Below are 19,771 nucleotides of genomic sequence, written 5' to 3' on the forward strand. Positions count from 1 at the left end.
GGTACGCTGTGTTGCTTGCTTAGTTCTTTAAGCGATATATAAGGCGTTGAAGTTTGAATTTGCGTTGGCGGTAAAAATCTCTCGTTTTCTTGCACGTTCTCGCTCAAAATTGATCCATTTCACATAAAATTTGGCTCTTATTATCGCCAAAATTTTATTAAATTTGGGTTATGTAAGCTTTAAAGCATCTTTTGTTACTATTGTGTTTTCAAATTTAATTTAGGTGAGCGATGTTTATAAAAGGTTTTTTTTCAAACTCAGTTGGCATTATGGTTTCAAGAATTCTTGGACTTATAAGAGACCTTTTAACAGCTTCTATCCTTGGAGCTGGCATATTTAGCGATCTTTTTTTTATCGCTTTTAAAATACCAAATTTATTTCGCCGCATCTTTGGCGAGGGCGCCTTTACGCAGGCATTTTTGCCAAATTTTGCAAATAGCAAGAAAAAAGCGATCTTTCAGGCTGAAATTTTCATCAAATTTCTACTTTTTATAGGAGTTTTGACGCTTCTTGTAAATTTATTTACGCCCTACTTTATAAAGATCATCGCAAGCGGTTTAAGCGAGCAAAATATCACAGACGCAGTGCCACTTGTGCGTATAAATTTCTACTATCTAGCTCTTGTTTATATCGTCACTTTCATGGGTGCACTGCTTCAGTATAAAGGGCACTTTGCCACGACAGCGTTTTCTACTGCACTACTAAATTTAGCCATGATCGCATCGCTACTTTTGGCTCGTGGCAAGAGTGAGAGTGTGGTCGCACTTTATCTTAGTTTTGGTGTCGTTGCAGGCGGCATTTTACAAGTTTTGGTGCATTTAATTGCTATGAAATTTAACGCTTTAAATAAAATTTTTTGGGGCGGTCTAAGCGGATATTTTAAAGGCAAAAGAGCGCAGAGTAAAGGCTTTTTTATAAATTTTTATCACGGCTTACTTGGCTCAAGTGCGATGCAAATAAGCGCATTTATGGACACTTGGTTAGCAAGTTTTTTAGTAAGTGGCTCGATAAGCTATCTCTTTTATGCAAATAGAATTTTTCAGCTTCCGCTTGCTATCTTTGCGATTGCGCTCTCTCAAGCGCTTTTTCCAAAGATCACCAGACTTTTAAAGCAAAAAGACGAGGCAAACGCCCTAGTTTGGACAAAAAAGAGCTTTTACCTGCTACTTTGCGCCCTGCTTGCCGCCACGATCACAGGCGTTGTGCTAAGCGAGTTTATCATCTGGCTCTTGTTTGAGAGAGGGAATTTTGTAAGGGCAAACACCATTGAATGCGCCAAGGTGCTAAGCGCCTATTTGGTGGGGCTTACGCCATTTGGACTGGCTAAAATTTTCTCACTTTGGCTCTATGCAAATATGAAGCAAAAAGAGGCAGCCAAAATTTCTATCATCTGCCTTGTGATAAATTTGATCCTAGCTGTCATTTTGATGCAGAAATTTGGAGCAGCTGGTCTTGCATTTGCAAGCTCGCTTGGGGGATTTTTACAGCTTATTTTATACATAAGAGCCTTTGGAGCTAAGCGATTTTTAGCTATAATCGAGCCTAAATTTATAGCCGCTATCGCTGTTTTAGCGGTTTTGCTCTATTTTGATTTAACATTTTTAAAGGATATATTTAATGCGAATTTTTGATACTTCTAAAAGAGAAAAGGTTGAGTTTAGCCCGATAAGAGAAGGTGAAGTTAGCATCTATCTGTGCGGTCCAACAGTCTATGACGACGCGCATTTGGGACATGCAAAGTCAGCCGTTAGCTTTGATCTTTTAAGAAGGGTCTTAAAAGCGCTTGGCTACAAGGTCAAATTTGCAAGAAACTACACCGACATAGACGATAAAATTTTAAATAAAATGGCTGAAACTGGCCAAAGCCTAGAAGATATCACAAACAAATATATAGCACATTATGAGAGCGATATGAACGCTTTAAACGTGTTTGATCCAGACTTTAAACCAAAGGCTACGCAGTGCTTGGAGGCGATCATTAGCTACATCAAGGTGCTTATGGATAGAGGTGTGGCGTATAAGACGAGCGATGGAATTTACTTTGATACAAGCAAGGATAGTGGCTATTTTAGCATCAGCGGCAAGGATAACAACACCGATCTTATCGCGCGCGTGGCTAGTTTTGGCGAGAAAAGAGATGAAAAAGACTTTGTGCTTTGGAAATTTGACGAAAAATGGTATGAGAGCCCATTTGGCAAGGGTCGCCCTGGCTGGCACACCGAGTGCGTAGCGATGATAAGGGAGTTTTTAAGCGATAAAGAAAATGATAAATTTGAGATCGACATCCACGCTGGTGGCATCGACCTGCTCTTTCCACACCACGAAAACGAGGCTAGCCAGTGCAGATGTGCCTATCATAAAAATTTGAGCAAATACTGGATGCACAATGGCTTTATAAAAGTAAATAACGAAAAGATGAGCAAGAGCCTAAATAACAGCTTTTTCGTAAAGGACGCCCTAAAAAACGTTCATGGCGAAGTGCTTAGATATTACTTGCTTACGAGCCATTATAGGGCTCATTTTAACTATTCGGATGAAGATCTAGTGGCTTCAAAAAAAAGACTTGATAAAATTTACCGCCTCAAAAAAAGAGTTGATGGCGTGCAAGCAGGCATGGCAAATGAGAGCTTTAAAAGCGAGCTACTTGAAGCACTAAGCGATGATCTAAACGCTTCAAAGGCGCTTGCAAGCGTCGATGAGTTTGTAAAAACAGCAAATGAAAGGCTTGATACAAATCCAAAAGATAAAGTCTATAAGTCCGAAATAGTGGCAAATTTGGAGCTTATAAGTGAAATTTTGGGCATTGCTAGCACAAATTATGTTGAGTATTTTCAATTTGGTGTAAGCGACGAACAAAAGGAACAGATAAAAAGGCTTCTTGATGAGCGGACGATAGCTAAAAAAGAGAGAAATTTTGCAAAAGCTGATGAGATAAGAGACGAGCTAGAAAAGATGAATATCTCTATCATGGATACACCAAATGGCGCAGTTTGGGAGAGAAATAATGAATAACTTTGGCTTAAAAGATGTGCTAAAACGCTTTGGCCCATATTTTAAAGACTACATCCCACACTTTATCCTAGCCTTCATCGGCATGGCCCTCGCAAGTGGCGGAACAGCAGTCAGTGCGTATCTGGTAGAGCCAGTACTTAATAAAATTTTCGTTGAAAAAAACGAAACATTGCTTTATATGCTGCCATGTGCGATCATTGCTATTTATCTGTTAAAAAATGTTGGAACTTTTATGCAGGCCTATTTTACCGCGTATATTGGTCAAGATACGATTAGAAGATTTCGTGAAAATATGGTCGAAAATTTACTAACTTTGGATATGAAATTTTTTAATGATTTTCGAACAGGCGAGCTAATAAGCAGAACTACGAACGACATAGAGCGCATAAGATCTATTGTTTCAAGCATCATACCTGAGCTTATTAGAGAGCTTGTAACTATCATAGGTCTGCTTTGTGTAGTTATATATCAAAGCCCTAAATTAGCCTTTTTTGCACTTGTTATTATGCCATTAGCGATTTATCCGATCTCACGCCTTGCAAAAAAGATGAAAAAAATTTCAAAGCAGTCGCAAGAAAAGACATCTGATATCACTTCAGCTTTGAGTGAAATTTTTACAAATATTGAGATAATAAAGGCAAATAATGCTCAAAAATACGAGCATTCACGCTTTGTTGAAGAAAATAATAAATTTTTTAAGCTAAATCTTAAAACCGTAAAAATCGAGCAACTAGTAAGCCCACTAATGGAAACAATTGGCTCAATTGGCGTAGCTGCAGTCATCATAATAGGCGGCAAAGACGTCATCGATGAAAATATAAACATGGGCGCTTTTTTTTCATTTTTAACTGCGCTTTTCATGCTCTACACCCCACTAAAACGTATCGTAAATATCTATAATAAAATGCAAGATGCGATCGCCGCAAGCGAGAGAACCTTTTTCTTGATGGATAAAGTAAGCCAGATAAAAGATGGCGAAAAAGAGCTAAGCGAAGAGATAAATTTGATTAAATTTAATGATGTCTGCCTAAACTACGGCGACAAAGAGGTCTTAAAAGGTATAAATTTGGAGGCTCGTAAGTCAGAATTTATAGCCCTAGTTGGCTCAAGCGGTGGTGGAAAAACATCGCTCATGAATTTGCTTATGAGATTTTACGACGTAAATAGCGGAGAAATTTTAATAAATGAGACAAATTTAAAAGATATCAAAATCCACTCACTTCGCCAAAATATCGGCCTTGTAACGCAGCGTGTCTATATCTTTAACGATACAATCGCTAAAAACGTGGCTTACGGCAGAGAATTTAACGAAGAAGCCGTGATAAATGCACTAAAAATGGCAAATGCTTATGAGTTTGTAAGTAAACTAGATAACGGCATAAACACTATCTTAAATGAATTTGGCACAAACCTTTCAGGCGGTCAAAGACAGCGTATAGCAATAGCCAGAGCACTTTACCAAAACCCACAAATTCTTATCTTTGACGAAGCTACTTCAGCGCTTGATAACGAGAGCGAAAAAGAGATCACAAAGGCCATAAACAACCTAAGAAGCAAAAAGATCATCTTTGTCATCGCTCACCGTTTAAGTACGGTTGAGAGCGCTGATAAGATCACGGTTTTAAGCAATGGAAGGATAGTTGATATCGGAAGCGATGAAGAGCTTAGCAAAAGAAATGAAATTTATGCAAAACTTAAAGGCAAAGCCTTAGTTTAAGGCGATTTTTGCTAAGATTTGCACAAAATTTTAGGCATTTTAAAGAGGTTAAAATGAGCTTAAACTACGAAACTTTAAAATCTATATTTTTTAAATTTGATCCTGAAACTGCCCACAAGATCGCAGAATTTGCAATGATCGGAGCAAATAAAATTTTTCCAGGATCATTAAGCTTTGTAGCAAATAAGTGCGTGGTCGATGACAATGCGCTAAAACAAAATTTATTCTCAAGCAGCTACCACAACCCAGTTGGTATAGCTGGAGGCTTTGATAAAAACGCCACGATGTTTGAAGCGCTCACGGCTCTTGGATTTGGGTATTTAGAATTTGGTACATTTACTCCAAAACCTCAACCTGGCAACGACAAACCAAGACTTTTTAGGCTTATAGACGAAGAGAGCATCCAAAACGCGATGGGCTTTAACAACGAAGGCTGTGAGGCTATTAAAAATAGAGTCAAAAAACTTTATCCTTATACTTTACCTATCTGGGCAAATATAGGCAAAAACAAGGTCACACCAAACGAAGACGCAATAAAAGACTATGAAATTTTAGTAAGAGAATTTAGTGAAATTTGCGACACCTTCGTTATAAATGTCTCATCGCCAAACACGCCAAATTTAAGAGCATTGCAAGATGAGAGCTTCATAAAAGAGCTTTTTAGTGTCATTTTACCACTTACTAAAAAACCAATCATCTTTAAAATCGCTCCAGATATGAGTCACGAAGATGCGATCAGGCTTTGTAGTTGCGCGGTAGAAAACGGTGCTAGCGGCGTGCTTGTTTCAAATACAAGTGTTGATTACTCGCTCTCTCACTCATCAAATTTAAAGGATTTTGGCGGACTAAGCGGTAAGGTGATCGCTAAAAAGTCAAAAGAGATATTTAAAGCTGTAGCAAACGAGCTTTATGGTAAGACGACGCTTATCGCATGCGGCGGCATAGATAGCGGTGCAGAGGCCTATGAGCGCATAAAAATGGGAGCAAATTTAGTGCAAATTTTTACAAGCTTTATCTTTAAAGGGCCAATGATCGCAAGAGATATAAATTTAGAAATTTTAGAACTTTTAAAAAGAGATGGCTTTGCCTCTATTAGCGAAGCGGTCGGCATAGATGTTAAAAAATAAAAGGCAAAAGATTGATAAAATTTAATAAAACAAAACTAGAAAACGGACTTGAAATTTATCACGTACCAGTAAATCCTGGCTCAAAAGTGATAAGCGTCGATGTCTTTTATAAAGTTGGATCAAGAAACGAAGTGATGGGCAAAAGCGGCATCGCTCACATGTTAGAGCATCTAAATTTTAAATCAACCAAAAATTTACGAGCTGGTGAATTTGACGAAATAGTAAAAGGCTTTGGTGGCGTAAATAACGCAAGTACAGGCTTTGACTATACCCACTACTTTATAAAAGCGTCAAATGAAAATTTAGACAAAACGCTTGGTCTTTTTGCTGAGCTTATGAAAAATTTAAGCCTAAAAGACAAAGAATTTCAGCCAGAGCGAGACGTGGTGCATGAAGAGCGTAGGTGGCGAACAGACAACAACCCTATGGGATACCTCTACTTTAGACTCTACAACCACGCATTTATCTACCATCCATACCACTGGACTCCGATAGGCTTTATAAAAGATATCGAAAACTGGAATATCTCCGACATAAAAGAATTTCATGCTACTTTTTATCAGCCAAAAAATGCGATTTTGATGATAAGCGGTGACATCGGCAAGGATGAGGCATTTAAACTGGCTAAGAAAAATTTTAGTGGCATAAAAAATAAAAGAGCCATCCCAAAAACTCACTGTAAAGAACCTGAGCAAGATGGGGCCAGAAGAGCTATCATCTATAAAGATAGCCAAACACAAATGCTAGCGATCGCTTACAAAATCCCAAATTTTAAACACGCTGATCAAGTGGGACTAAATGCGATAAGCGAATATCTAGCTACTGGTAAAAGCTCTGTTTTACAGCAACGTCTAATCGATGAGCTAATGCTCGTAAATCAAATTTATGCTTATAATATGAGCTGCGTTGATGAAAATTTATTTATATTTTTAGCAGTTTGCAACCCAGATGTCGAAGCAAGTGTGGTTGAGGCTGAAATTTTAAAGATCATAGATGATTTAAAAAATAAACCAATCGACAAAGATGATGTTTTAAGAGTTAAAAATTTGATAAAAACTGATTTTATTTACTCATTTGAGAGTGCAAGCAAGGTTGCAAATTTATACGGCTCATACCTTGCTAGAGGCGATATAAAGCCACTTTACGAGCTTGAAAAAAATATCGATAAAATTGATGCAAAACTTTTAAAAGATATAGCAAATAGATATTTTAATGAAAAAACTAGCACGACAATAATTTTAAAAAAGGAATAAATGTGGAAAATTCGCTTCAAGGTGCGATGACCGCACTCATTACGCCATTTAAAAATCAAAAAGTAGATGAAGTCAGTTTTGAAAAACTAATAAAAAGACAGATAAAGCACGGCATAGATGTCGTTGTACCAGTTGGAACCACTGGCGAGAGTGCAACACTGACGCATGATGAGCATAGAATTTGTATCGAAATAGCTGTTGATGCTTGTAAAGGCACAAATGTAAAAGTACTAGCTGGGGCTGGTAGTAACGCCACTCACGAAGCTATTGGTATCGCTAAATTTGCTCAAGCTCATGGCGCTGATGGTATCCTATCAGTTGCTCCCTACTACAATAAACCAACGCAGGAAGGGCTTTACGAGCACTACAAGGCCATTGCAAATAGCATTGAGATACCTGTGCTTCTTTACAATGTTCCAGGTAGAGTCGGCGTGGATATCTTGCCAGCGACCGTTTTTAGGCTCTTTAAAGAGTGCAAAAATATCTATGGTATCAAAGAGGCAACAGGTAGCATAGATAGATGCGTAGATCTACTAGCTCACGAGCCAAATTTAGTAGTCATTAGCGGCGAAGATGCGATCAACTATCCTATCATATCAAATGGCGGCAAAGGTGTTATCTCAGTTACAGCAAATCTCTTGCCAGATCAAATTTCAGAGCTTACGCACTTTGCGATGAACGAAGAGTACAAAAAAGCAAAATTAATAAATGATAATCTATACACGATAAATAAAACACTCTTTTGCGAAAGCAATCCGATACCGATCAAAGCAGCGATGTATCTAGCTGGACTAATCGACTCTTTAGAGTACCGCTTGCCACTTTGCAAACCAAGTAAAGAAAATTTTAAAAAGATAGAAGAAGTAATAAAAAATTACGAAATAAAGGGTTTTTAATGAAGGACACACTAAACGAATTTAAAGGTAAAACGCTAGTTATCAGCGGCGGCACTAGAGGTATCGGTAGAGCCATAGTTGAAGAATTTGCAAAAGCTGGTGTAAATATAGCATTTACCTACAACTCAAACGAAGAGCTTGCAAAAGAACAAGCAAAAGAGCTTGAAGCTACTTATAAGATAAAAGCAAGAGCATATGCGCTAAATATCCTTGAGCCAGAGACTTATAAAGAGCTATTTTTAAAGATAGACGAGGATTTTGATAGGATTGATTTTTTCATCTCAAATGCAATTATTTCAGGTCGTGCAGTAGCTGGTGGATACACTAAATTTATGAAGCTAAAACCAAGAGGCATAAACAATATCTTTACAGCAACAGTAAATGCCTTTGTCGTAGGCACTCAAGAAGCTGCAAAACGCATGGAAAAAGTGGGTGGCGGCAGCATCATTAGCCTATCATCGACTGGAAATTTAGTCTATATCGAAAACTACGCAGGTCACGGCACAGCAAAAGCAGCCGTTGAGGCGATGGCAAGATATGCCGCAACTGAGCTTGGCGAGAAAAATATCCGCGTAAACGTCGTAAGTGGCGGCCCTATCGAGACAGATGCACTAAGAGCCTTTACAAACTACGAAGAGGTTCGCGATATGACGGCAAAGCTTAGCCCACTAAACCGCATGGGACAGCCGACTGATCTAGCCGGAGCATGTCTATTTTTGTGCTCATCTAAGGCTAGCTGGGTGACTGGACATACATTTATAATAGATGGTGGCACGACCTTTAAATGAGAAGATTGAAATTTTAAGCATAAAGGCATATTTGTGAGTTTAAATTTACCAAACGCATTGGCATTTTTTAGGATACTACTGGCTCCACTTATGTTTTTTATGCTTGTAAATGCGCCAGGAATTTTTACGCAAATTCACATAAGCTGGATAAACTACTTCGCAGCTCTTATTTTTGTGATCGCCTCGGTGACTGACTTTTTTGACGGCTACATCGCCAGAAGTTGGGATCAAAAGACCAAACTTGGCACTATCCTTGACCCACTAGCTGATAAGATGCTGATCTTGGCTGCATTTTTAGGCCTTATGATGCTTGGTAGAGCGAGCGCTTGGGCTGTTTATCTCATCTTGGTAAGGGAGTTTTTTATAACTGGCTTTCGTGTCGTGATGGCAAGTGATGGTGTCGAGGTCGCTGCATCAATGGCTGGCAAAGTAAAAACAGTCTCGCAGATGTTTGCGGTTGGATTTTTACTGATGAGCTGGCCTGGTGGCGAGCTTTTGCTCTGGATAGCTGTTGCGCTTACGCTTTATTCTGGATTTGAGTATATTTTTGCCTATGTAAAGGCGATGAAAAAGAGCTAAAATTTCTTTCGCTCGTAAGACCCAAAGTTTTTACTTGCAAAAATTTATATAAATAATCAAATCTTCATTTTCAAAATAAGTAAAATCAAGTTAAAAATTTCTCCTAGCTAAAAGAAATTTTTAGTTAAATGCCGTTTGAGAGTAAATTTATAAATTTTGGCTAAAATCTCATCAATTTTTCAAAAAAAGGTAAGTTTTGAAAGGCATTCTCTTCACGCTAGCCCTGCTTTGCATCGGGCTTTATGCGTATTCGTTTTATTTTTTAGTGACCGTTTTAGCCATTAGTTTTCTCATATTTTTTCACGAGCTTGGCCACTTTTTGGCAGCAAGAACGCTTGGCGTAAAGGTAAATACCTTTAGTATTGGCTTTGGCGAGAAAATTTACACCAAAAACGTTGGCGGCACCGACTACTGCCTAAGCGCGATCCCACTTGGCGGATACGTGCAGCTAAAAGGGCAAGACGACACCGACCCAAAGGCAAAAAACTACGACGCTGACAGCTACAACGTGCTAAGTCCGATAAAGCGAATTTACATCCTCTTTGCTGGGCCATTTTTCAACTTTATCTTGGCGTTTTTCATATACATTTTGCTTGGATCTATCGGAGTTGAAAGACTTGCGCCAAGTATAGGCCACATAGCTGAAGGCTCGGCAGCTGCAAGTGCTGGGCTAGCTAAAAATGATAAAATTTTAGCAATAAATGGCGTAAAGATAAACGAGTGGGATGAGATCAGTAAAAATGTAAAGCTTGAGCCAAGTACCATTTTGATAGATCGCAACGGCTCGCAAATGACTATAAATTTAACACCAAAAATAGGCGAGACGATAAATCTATTTAATGAAAAGGTGCAGCGCCCACTGATCGGAATTTCTCCAAATGGAGAAGTGATAAAAATTTACCATACTGGTCTTGCAGGCATAAATTTTGCCTTTAGTGAGACGATCGAGGCATCAAAACTAATCTTTAAAAGCTTTACCAAACTAGTAAGTGGAGCTGTGCCGCTAAAAGAGGTCGGTGGCATCGTACAGATCGCTGATGTCACCTCAAAAGCTGCTCAGATCAGCATTAGCGTGCTGCTTCTCATCACAGCGCTCATCTCTGTGAATTTAGGCGTATTAAATTTATTCCCCATCCCAGCACTTGACGGCGGCCACATACTTTTTAACCTATATGAGCTGATTTTTAGGCGCGAGGTAAATGAGCGAGTGCTCATCATGCTCACCTACTGTGGCTGGGCGCTACTGCTTGGCATAATGGTGCTCGCGACCTTTAACGACATTATGAGATTAAGCGGAGGTTTATGATGATAGTTTTAAAAGAACTGTTAGAAAAAATAGGAAATTTAAGCAAAGATGTGACGCTAATCGCCGTTAGCAAAAATGTCACAAGTATTGAAGTAAGAGAGCTTTACGAACAAGGACAAAGAAATTTTGGCGAAAACAGAGTCCAAGAGCTAGCCAAAAAAGAGCTAGAACTGCAAAATTTTACTGATATAAAATGGCATATGATCGGCCGCTTGCAAAATAACAAAATAAATCAAATGATAAGCCTAAAGCCCACACTTTGGCAAAGCTGCGATAGCTTTGAAAGGGCCTTAGAGGTCGATAAAAGACTCAGCTACAAGCTCGATACCTTACTTCAAATAAACTCGGCTGATGAAGATACAAAGCAAGGTGTAAGCGTGGCAAACGCGGCAGAAATTTATGAGCGTATCCAAAGCGAGTGCAAAAATATCAATCTAAAAGGTGTGATGAGTATCGGAGCGCATGTGGATGAGCCAAAAGAGATTCAAAAGAGCTTTGAGCTAACTTATAAAATTTTTGATAGCCTAAAGCCAAAAGGTGCAACTATCTGCTCGATGGGTATGAGTAGTGACTTCGAGCTAGCGATAAAATGCGGCTCAAATATGATCCGCCTTGGCACTATGCTTTATCTATAAATTTATCACTTTTGCATGCCTCTGCTGCTGGGGTTCGATAAATTTTTACTAAAAAGACTTGAGCGAAAAAATAAAATTTTAATATTTAGCGTCAGCCAAAACTAGAGCAAAAAGTACTTTTACACCAGCTTTTTCTATAGTATTTTTAGCCTCAAGTATCGTTGTGCCAGTGGTTACGATATCATCTACCAAAATAACTGGCGCAGTGATCTTTTTTAGGATTTTAAAATTTCTTGGGTTATTTTGTCTAAATTGCAAATCCTTACCACTATAGCTGATCTTACTGGTTGCATGTAGTGCGTGAAATATAGGCTTTAGATTTTTAGCCCTTAGTGCATTTGCCAAAATAGCCGCATGCGAATAGCCGTGATGCACTCTATCGTCTATTGGCAAAGCATAGACTTTCTCCGGTAAGCTAAAGCTTTTAGCAAATTTATTAAATGCAAATTTGGCTAAGTTTTTATATATAAAATATCCGTGCATTTGATGCTTGGAGTGGATGAGTTCTTTTATTTCAGAGTAGCCGTAAAAGCTATAAATTTTAAAGCCCTCTAGTTCTCTTACTATCGGGCTTGGCTTGCTTAAAATTTGTGAGCAAATTTTACAAAACGTATTTAGCGTAAAGCTCTTGCAAAACGCACAAAACATCAGCTATTTAAAATAGCAATTGCTGTGCGTTTGATGGCATCATTTATGATCTCAGTTAAAAATGATTTAAATGCTCCACCTGTGGGAATCAACTCAAATTTGGTTTGATTATTTGAAATGTTTTTAACGATGCTTTGATCGCCTTTTTGGATCTTAAGTGTAATCTTAATATTGCCTTTTGTATTATCAGTGCCGTATCCACTCATATTTGCTTCAAATTCGTTGATAAAAATTTCAACTACGACGCCACCCATGCCATTTACATTTGCACCGCGCGCCATAAGCTCTTTTTTGAGAGAATCGCTAAAATAAGTAGCAAGATCGTTTTGAAGCACGACATATTCTTTTACTGTGCCTTTGCTATCAGTAATCGTAGCGATAGTGCTTTTGTTTTTACGGTTATCATGTACCGCACTTATATAGACCTCAAAACCATTGCTTTGTTGATTTGAAACAATAGCCTTATAAGGATCAAACGCAAGCACCGTCTGAGTAGGCGCGCAACCGCTCAAAAATAGGACAAAAAGTCCAAAGATAGCTAGAAATTTAAATTTACTCATATTTTTCCTTTCAAAGTTTAGTGATCTCATCAGCCACTTTTATGGCAGCTTGCTTGACTAAAAGCGCGATAAAGAAGTCAAACTGACCGCTTTTTGACGCCTCAAGCTCCTCCACGTGGTGTCTAGTCGAGATAGGAATTCGCTTTTTGAAATTTATATCTGAAAGCACAAGCTCGCCGTATAAGTGCCCGTTTAAAATTTCAGAGCTTCTAGAGTAAGTGCCTCTAAGCTCGTCAAATCTAAAATCAAGTCTATATGTATAAGGCGATGTTTGAGTATCGACAACAACGATTCCACGAGAATTTAACTCACGCTGCAAAAACATGTAAAAAAGCACCTCAAGGCGTGGGTTTGAGTTAAAAACTGCAGTATTTCCTTCAACACCTGTGTAATATATCGATCTTGCACTACTTCTAGCATCGACGATCCTGTGGAAATAAACCTTTTTTAATCCAACATTAGTATCGATCATGTTTTTTTCCAAGCAGCAGTTTATTGCTACATCACTTTTGTATTTAACACCATTTATAAAAAGACCATCGCCCCTGCCTTTACAAGCACTGCAATCAGCCGGTATCCTCATAACCTCTTCAAAGTACATCTTATCTTCGCTACTTATGCTCGCACTTTGCACGCCATCTATTCCCTCACACGATAGACAAAGGCTAGCTTTTGCCACACAGCCAGTTAGAAAGATAGCTGCAAAAACTGCCAGTAATGTCATTCTTAGCATTTTACTTCCTTTTGCTCTTTTTGTTTTTTGCGGAGATTTTTCACACTCTCGCCTGCGATGCCGTAGTTATTCGTATAGATCTCATCGATAATGACAACGGTATTTTGAGTGCTTCTACCTAAAATTTCGCTTATTAGCTTCGTAACTCCGCTTATCATCTTCTCTTTTTGCTCCACACTTGGGCTATCACCCTCTTTTGTCACACAAATTTTCACAAATGGCATAGCGCTCCTTTTTGCAAATTTAATACTTAAATTTTAATCAAAATCTATCTGCCAAAATAAGATCCTCACTACTGCCGTATCGCAAAGTCAGACGAGGCGTGGGTAAAATTTACGATGGGAGTTACCATGGCAGGTAATGACCGAGTAAATTTTAGACACAACAAAGTATGACAAAGCGAGACAACGCATTAGTCTATTTTTAAGACAGAGAGAAACGCCTCCTGCGGCAAATTCACCTTTCCTATCGCCTTCATGCGTTTCTTACCCTCTTTTTGCTTTTCAAGCAACTTTCGCTTACGCGTAATATCGCCACCGTAGCACTTGGCTGTGACGTTTTTACCCATTGATTTTACGGTTTCTCGGGCGATTATTTTATTACCGATGCTAGCTTGTATCGCCACCTCAAAGAGCTGACGAGGCACGATCTCTTTCATCGCCTTTACGAAGTCTCTGCCCTTTGTCTGCGCCTTACTCTCGGGCACGATGATAGAGAGCGCATCGACCGTCTCGCCAGCCACTTTTACATCAAGTTTCACTAGATCGCCCACGCGGTAGTCACTTGGCTCGTAGTCAAAGCTTGCGTAGCCTTTTGTGCTTGATTTTAGCTTGTCGTAAAAGTCCATCACGATCTCGTTCATCGGTATGTCATACTCTAGCAGCACGCGGTCAGTCGTGATGTAGTCCATCTTTGTTTGTATGCCACGACGGTTGTTTAAAAGCGTGATGATGTTGCCCAAAAACTCGCTTGGCGTGATGATAGTCGCTTTCACATATGGCTCAAGGATCGAGTCTATTTTATTTACTGGTGGCAGCTGGCTTGGGTTTTGTATCTTTAAATTTAGCCCATCAGTTTGGATGACTTCGTATGTCACGGTCGGCGCTGTAGCAATGAGATCAAGATCAAATTCGCGCTCCAGCCTCTCTTTAACAACCTCCATATGAAGAAGACCTAAAAAGCCAACCCTAAAGCCAAATCCAAGTGCGACCGAGGTCTCTGGCTCGTAGCTAATGGAGCTGTCATTTAGCTTTAGCTTATCCAGTGCGTCACGTAGATCTTCAAATTTATCAGTTTCTATCGGATAAAGTCCCGCAAATACGAACGGCTTGGCTCTCTCAAAGCCGCCAACTGGCTCTTTTAGGGGATTTCTTGACTGCGTTATCGTATCACCAACCTGCACGTCGCTAACATTTTTAAGTCCTAAAACTACGATACCAACTTCGCCAGCGCTAAGCGTTTTGGTCTTGATCGGCGCGATAGGATTTGGATACATGAGGTCAAGCACGATGTGCTTTTTGCCTGTACCCATGACCAAAATTTCATCATTTTTTGAAATTTCACCATCATAAACACGCACAAGGGCTAACGCACCAAGGTAGTTGTCAAACCAGCTATCGTAAATGAGCGCCTTTGTAGGCTTATTTGCATCACCATTTGGCGCAGGGATCCTCGTGATGATCGCTTCAAGCAGCTCTTTTATGCCAACGCCTGTTTTTGCGCTCACTTCGATAGCTCCTGAGCAGTCAAGTCCGATGATGTGCTCGATCTCGTCTTTTACCCTAGCAGGGTCAGCCGCTGGTAGGTCGATCTTGTTGATGACTGGGATGATCTCTAGGTTGTTTTCAAGTGCAATATAGACGTTTGCGATGGTTTGCGCCTCCACGCCCTGACTGGCATCCACGACAAGAAGCGCGCCCTCGCAACTAGCTAGGCTGCGGCTCACCTCGTAGCTAAAGTCGACGTGGCCCGGAGTGTCTATCAAATTTAGAACAAAATTTTCGCCATTTAGTGCGTAGTTTAGGCGGACAGACTGGGCTTTGATCGTGATGCCACGCTCTTTTTCGATATCCATCGTGTCCATGATTTGCGAGCTCATCTCACGATCACTGACGGCGCCACACTCCTGAATAAGGCGATCAGCAAGCGTACTTTTGCCATGGTCGATATGAGCGATAATGCTAAAGTTTCTAATGTTTTTCATATAAGTTTTACTTTTTACTAAATTTTGGGCTTTATTTTGCCTAAAGTTGATTTAAAATTTGCATAATCTAATTTTAAACATTAAGTAAAAAGTAGTTAAAATCACAACTTTAAAAATAAAATCATGAAGGTTAAAAATGGCAATCCAAAGCGTAGAACCAAATGTAGCTGACTAAGATAAATAGCGAATTAAAATCATATAAATTAGATTACAAATTAGAGCAAGAAAGTTTAAATCAAGAAATAGACAACGCCTTGCTAGAATATGCCTCTAAAGGTGGAGGCAAAGGCGGTAATAGACCTGATGCGAAGTTACTTTTGCAAGATAGCAGTTTAAACTTTTATCCAATTTTAATCGAATACAAAGGCTATGCAGACAAATTAGAAAAACTAGATATTGATGGAAATATAGAAAATAAAACAGCCAAAAACGAGCCAAATTTTAAAAATATAAAAGAATACGCAGTAAACGGAGCGATCCACTATGCAAACGCCCTACTTCACCACACAAGCTATACTGACATCATCGCCATTGGCGTTACTGGCTCTAAAGACAACAAAGGCAAACTTCAAACAAAAATCGGAGTCTATTACGTCTCAAAGTCAAATTTAGGCATAGGACAAAAAGTTAGCGATTTTAGCGACCTTTCATTTTTAAAAGGATCAAATTTTGATGAATTTGCAAAAAGCCTAAAAGATCTAAATTTATCACACGATGAGCTTGAAAAGATAAAACAAAAGCGCGAAAAAGAGATCGATACAAGCTTAGTAAAGCTAAATAATGATATTTATAATAACGAAAAAGGACTTGGCGAAAACGACCGCGTCTATCTAGTCGCAGCCTCTATCATCGCTACCCTTGGCATACCTGGCAGGGTCGCTCCACTAGAAAAATCACAGCTAAAATCATCACCGGAGCAAGGCAACACTGATGGCGAAATTTTAATGAGAAAGATAAAAGCTTTTCTAGAGTGCAAAAATATTCCAACAGATAAAAAGATCTCATCCTTCGCACACTCTCAAATACGATTTTGTCTGAAAATATAAACAAAATTTCAGATGGACAAACACAACTTAAAAGAGTATTTTGCAAAATAGTTGATGATTTGGGAATTTATTACAAAATCGGACTTACCACTGATTTTACTGGCAAACTATTTAACGAAATGTATTCATGGCTGGGTTTTTCGCAAGATAAATTAAATGATGTTGTTCTTACGCCTTCATATGTTGCGACGCTTTTAGTGCGCCTTGCACGGGTAAATAAAGATAGTTATGTCTGGGATTTTGCCACAGGCTCAGCTGGACTCTTAGTGGCTGCTATGAATGAGATGATAAAAGATGCTAAAGATAATATAAAATCACCTGAAGAATTTAAGCAAAAAGAGCTAAAGATAAAAGCAGAACAACTTTTAGGACTTGAAATTCTTCCATCTATTTATATGCTAGCAGTTTTAAACATGATAATGATGGGTGATGGAAGCTCAAATATTTTAAATAAAGATAGTTTAAATGATTTTAGTGGCGAATATGGCTTTGGTGATATTAAAGAGAAATTTCCCGCAACCGCTTTTGTGCTAAATCCGCCATATTCTGCGCCTGGAAATGGCATGATTTTTGTAGAAACTGCTTTAAATATGATGAGCAAAGGCTACGCCGCCATAATCATACAAAACTCAGCTGGTAGCGGAAGAGCACGTGAATTTAATAAAAAGATTTTAAAACGCAACACCCTTATCGCGAGTATCAAAATGCCAACCGATCTTTTCGTTGGTAAATCAAGCGTGCAAACAAATATCTACGTCTTTAAAGTAGGCGAAAAGCACGAAAAAGACGAAATGGTAAAATTTATTGACTTTTCAAACGACGGCTACACAAGATCAAATCGCAAAAAAGCGAGTAATAATTTAAAAATCGCCGACCGCGCACATGAACGCTATGATGAGCTGGTAAATTTGGTGCGTTTTGGCGCAAGTAAGCTTGAAATTTTCACGCAAAATGAATATTACGAAGCGACAATCGACCCAGATAATGGCACAGACTGGAATAAATCCCGCCCCGTAGATAACATGCCGACGCTAGCTGATTTTAAAAAGAGCGTAAGCGACTACCTAAGCTGGGAAGTGTCGCAAATTTTAAAAAAGGATAGTCCCAGTAGAAGCAGTATTGTAAATCAACGAATTGCGAATTTAGAACGAGAATTTAAAGCAAGTGGCGGAGAATTTAAAGAATTTTGTATAGGTGATTTATTTGATGTTGAAAATACTTGGATTTATGGTAAAAACAAAAATTACATAACACGATATGACAAGCCAAGTATTAACTCAGTTGCAGTCATAAGTGGAATTACTACAAATAATGGCGTAAATTATTATACAAATGATAAGCTACCAGAAAACGAGATATTTAAAGATTGCCTAACGATTTCAACTCGTGGCGAATATTCTGGAACCGTAACATATCATTCAGGAAAATTTGTTTTAGCAAATAATATTTTAGTTATGCCTATGCCAAATTGGTCTAATCGTGCTCAACTTTTTATCGCTACAGCTATAAATGCGTTAAATTACGGAGGTTATTCTAACTATCCAAAAAAAGAAACATTAAAAAACGACAAAATTCTCTTGCCGACGCTAGGCGGCAAGATAAATTTTTCCTTTATGGAAAAATTTATCGAAGAGCTCGACGCGTATTTACGCGCCACTGGGCTTAAAAATTATGAATTAACACAATCAGAAAAATCAGCCTTTGCTAAATTTGACGAATTTAGCAAACGGGGGGGGGGTAGCACGTGAATTCACATTAGAAAGTCTATTTGACAATATACGGCAAGGCAGAAGACTTAAAAAACAAGACCAAAAAGCAGGTGCAATTCCTTTTATAATGGCAGGAGTTACAAATAACGGAGTAGCAAATTATATATCCAATCCTGTCGCCAAATTTCCCGCAAACTCAATAACTGTCGATATTTTCGGCAATACATTTTATAGAGATTATGAATTTGGCGCAGGGGACGATACGGGCGTTTATTATAATGTCGCACAAACATATACGAAAGAAACAATGCTTTATTTTACGACAGTAATTTCAAAATCGCTATTTGGCAAATTTTCTTATGGGCAAAAATTAAGAAGCTCACAAAGTTTAAATTTCAAAATCAAACTACCAACCAAAAACGGCGAAATCGACTACGAATTTATGGAAAATTTCATAAAAGCAATTGAAAAACTAGCCATAAAAGACGTCGTGCTTTGGGCTGACAAAAAGATAGAAACAACCAAAAAAATTATCAATAAAGCCTAGGTTAGTAATGATGCCAGCAGTGATCCTCCTCATCATTTAGCTCGCAGATGAGATCATCTTTGTGTCCAAGGTTCTCACTTTCAAACTGAAGCGTGACGTGGCCGATGCCTGCGTGGGAAAGCTCGTGCTCGATGTGCTTTATCATATTTGAAATTTCAGCCACGCTTAGCGCATCATCCACCACCACGTGGGCTATGAGCGCATTTGTGCCAGCATTTATTGCCCAGATATGTAGGTCATGCACGATTTTAACGCCATCTACGCCCTTTATAACGCCTAAAATTTCATCCGTATCAAGCTTAAGCGGCACGGCTTCGATCAGGATATTAAAGCTATCTTTTAGCAAGCTAGCGCCACTTTTTATGATGAGTAGCGAGACAAAGATGCTTGCGATACTATCAGCCTGCGTGAAGTTAAATTTCATTACAAGTAAAGCCGCGATAATCGCACCAACCGAACCAAACGTGTCACCAAGTACGTGCAAATAAGCGCCTTTCATATTTAAGTTTTCTTTTGTATCAGCGCTTTTATGCATATAAACAGCCACGATTAAATTTATAATAAGCCCAAAAATACTAACTATAAGCATTGTTTTTGACTCGATCTGTGGCTCGTTAAAAAATCTCACGATCGCCTCCACTATAACAAAAATAGCAAGCACAATAAGAGCTATGGCGTTTATAAAAGCTGCGATGATCTCGACTCTCTTGTAGCCAAAAGTCTTTTGCAAATTTGCTCTTTTTTCGGCGATATTAAAAGCAACTAGCGATAAAAAGAGCGCTGCAGCATCTGATAACATGTGAAATGCGTCACTGATGAGTGCAAGCGAGTTTGAAACGAAGCCAAAGACCGCCTCAACTACCATAAATGTGAAAATTAGAAAAAATGAATTTCTTAAAACAGTTTTATTGCTCGTGTGAATGTGCATACCGCCATGCTCGGCATGAGAGTGATGAGAGTGGGTCTCTTGCATCTAAAATGATCACCTTTTACTGATAAATTTAAGCATCCA

General features: G+C 38.8%; 18 protein-coding genes and 1 pseudogene. 13 read left to right on the forward strand and 6 right to left on the reverse strand.

Annotation, left to right across the window (positions count from 1 at the left end; all coding sequences use genetic code 11):
• Nucleotides 1-230: 230 nt before the first annotated feature.
• From murJ to CYP54_RS00625, 10 genes are all read left to right on the forward strand, one after another.
• Entirely contained in the window at nt 231-1,631 is a 1,401-nt protein-coding gene (gene murJ, locus CYP54_RS00580) for a murein biosynthesis integral membrane protein MurJ (RefSeq protein WP_103603787.1), read from the forward strand.
• Entirely contained in the window at nt 1,618-3,012 is a 1,395-nt protein-coding gene (cysS, locus tag CYP54_RS00585) for a cysteine--tRNA ligase (RefSeq protein ID WP_103603788.1), read from the forward strand. The genes murJ and cysS overlap by 14 nt, the downstream gene beginning before the upstream one ends.
• Nucleotides 3,005-4,729 carry an ABC transporter ATP-binding protein gene (locus tag CYP54_RS00590; protein WP_103603789.1) on the forward strand — a complete coding sequence of 575 codons (1,725 nt, stop codon included), beginning with the start codon at nt 3,005-3,007 and terminating at the stop codon, nt 4,727-4,729. Before cysS ends, CYP54_RS00590 begins: the two co-directional genes overlap by 8 nt.
• A 53-nt stretch (nt 4,730-4,782) precedes the next feature.
• The gene (locus tag CYP54_RS00595) at nt 4,783-5,856 is read left to right on the forward strand and encodes a quinone-dependent dihydroorotate dehydrogenase (protein WP_103603810.1); all 1,074 of its coding nucleotides are present in this window, start codon (nt 4,783-4,785) and stop codon (nt 5,854-5,856) included.
• A gap of 11 nt (nt 5,857-5,867) precedes the next feature.
• Nucleotides 5,868-7,109 carry a M16 family metallopeptidase gene (locus CYP54_RS00600; RefSeq protein ID WP_103603790.1) on the forward strand — a complete coding sequence of 414 codons (1,242 nt, stop codon included), beginning with the start codon at nt 5,868-5,870 and terminating at the stop codon, nt 7,107-7,109.
• A 26-nt stretch (nt 7,110-7,135) separates the two neighbouring features.
• Entirely contained in the window at nt 7,136-8,005 is an 870-nt protein-coding gene (dapA, locus tag CYP54_RS00605; protein WP_219336837.1) for a 4-hydroxy-tetrahydrodipicolinate synthase, read from the forward strand.
• On the forward strand, nt 8,005-8,793 hold the full coding sequence (locus CYP54_RS00610; RefSeq protein ID WP_054196728.1) for an enoyl-ACP reductase: 789 nt from the start codon (nt 8,005-8,007) through the stop codon (nt 8,791-8,793). The genes dapA and CYP54_RS00610 overlap by 1 nt, the downstream gene beginning before the upstream one ends.
• Before the next feature lie 33 nt (nt 8,794-8,826).
• Complete coding sequence (gene pgsA, locus CYP54_RS00615; protein ID WP_072594332.1) at nt 8,827-9,372, forward strand: CDP-diacylglycerol--glycerol-3-phosphate 3-phosphatidyltransferase; 546 nt, start codon at nt 8,827-8,829, stop codon at nt 9,370-9,372.
• Nucleotides 9,373-9,568: 196 nt separating this feature from the next.
• The gene (gene rseP, locus CYP54_RS00620; RefSeq protein WP_103603791.1) at nt 9,569-10,678 is read left to right on the forward strand and encodes an RIP metalloprotease RseP; all 1,110 of its coding nucleotides are present in this window, start codon (nt 9,569-9,571) and stop codon (nt 10,676-10,678) included.
• The gene (locus CYP54_RS00625) at nt 10,675-11,313 is read left to right on the forward strand and encodes a YggS family pyridoxal phosphate-dependent enzyme (RefSeq protein WP_181001480.1); all 639 of its coding nucleotides are present in this window, start codon (nt 10,675-10,677) and stop codon (nt 11,311-11,313) included. Before rseP ends, CYP54_RS00625 begins: the two co-directional genes overlap by 4 nt.
• A gap of 78 nt (nt 11,314-11,391) precedes the next feature.
• Here CYP54_RS00625 and CYP54_RS00630 read toward each other — a convergent pair whose 3' ends face one another.
• The 5 genes from CYP54_RS00630 to lepA all read right to left on the reverse strand — a co-directional run bounded on the left by CYP54_RS00630 (nt 11,392) and on the right by lepA (nt 15,457).
• Entirely contained in the window at nt 11,392-11,961 is a 570-nt protein-coding gene (locus CYP54_RS00630; protein ID WP_103603792.1) for a ComF family protein, read from the reverse strand.
• On the reverse strand, nt 11,961-12,521 hold the full coding sequence (locus tag CYP54_RS00635; protein WP_103603793.1) for a YajG family lipoprotein: 561 nt from the start codon (nt 12,519-12,521) through the stop codon (nt 11,961-11,963). The genes CYP54_RS00630 and CYP54_RS00635 overlap by 1 nt, the downstream gene beginning before the upstream one ends.
• A 10-nt stretch (nt 12,522-12,531) precedes the next feature.
• Nucleotides 12,532-13,254, reverse strand: coding sequence for a hypothetical protein (locus tag CYP54_RS00640; RefSeq protein WP_103603794.1), 723 nt, complete (start codon nt 13,252-13,254; stop codon nt 12,532-12,534).
• Nucleotides 13,248-13,478, reverse strand: coding sequence for a 2-hydroxymuconate tautomerase family protein (locus CYP54_RS00645; RefSeq protein WP_103603795.1), 231 nt, complete (start codon nt 13,476-13,478; stop codon nt 13,248-13,250). The genes CYP54_RS00640 and CYP54_RS00645 overlap by 7 nt, the downstream gene beginning before the upstream one ends.
• Nucleotides 13,479-13,666: 188 nt before the next feature.
• A complete protein-coding gene (gene lepA, locus CYP54_RS00650) occupies nt 13,667-15,457 on the reverse strand; it encodes a translation elongation factor 4 (RefSeq protein ID WP_103603796.1) in 1,791 nt (596 codons plus the stop codon).
• 136 nt (nt 15,458-15,593) lie between these two features.
• Here lepA and CYP54_RS10000 point away from each other — a divergent pair.
• The 3 genes and pseudogenes from CYP54_RS10000 to CYP54_RS10010 form a co-directional block, all read left to right on the forward strand.
• A pseudogene (locus CYP54_RS10000) lies at nt 15,594-17,615 on the forward strand (HsdM family class I SAM-dependent methyltransferase); the annotation flags it as partial.
• A gap of 111 nt (nt 17,616-17,726) precedes the next feature.
• The gene (locus tag CYP54_RS10005) at nt 17,727-18,251 is read left to right on the forward strand and encodes a restriction endonuclease subunit S domain-containing protein (RefSeq protein WP_258033571.1); all 525 of its coding nucleotides are present in this window, start codon (nt 17,727-17,729) and stop codon (nt 18,249-18,251) included.
• Nucleotides 18,214-18,759, forward strand: coding sequence for a restriction endonuclease subunit S (locus CYP54_RS10010; RefSeq protein WP_258033573.1), 546 nt, complete (start codon nt 18,214-18,216; stop codon nt 18,757-18,759). Before CYP54_RS10005 ends, CYP54_RS10010 begins: the two co-directional genes overlap by 38 nt.
• 1 nt (nt 18,760) lies before the next feature.
• Here the strand turns inward: CYP54_RS10010 and CYP54_RS00660 are convergent, their stop codons facing one another.
• Complete coding sequence (locus tag CYP54_RS00660; protein ID WP_258033566.1) at nt 18,761-19,732, reverse strand: cation diffusion facilitator family transporter; 972 nt, start codon at nt 19,730-19,732, stop codon at nt 18,761-18,763.
• Nucleotides 19,733-19,771 lie beyond the last annotated feature (39 nt).

Origin of the sequence: Campylobacter concisus, from assembly GCF_002914005.1 — a bacterium.
Classification (GTDB): Bacteria; Campylobacterota; Campylobacteria; order Campylobacterales; family Campylobacteraceae; genus Campylobacter_A; species Campylobacter_A concisus_N.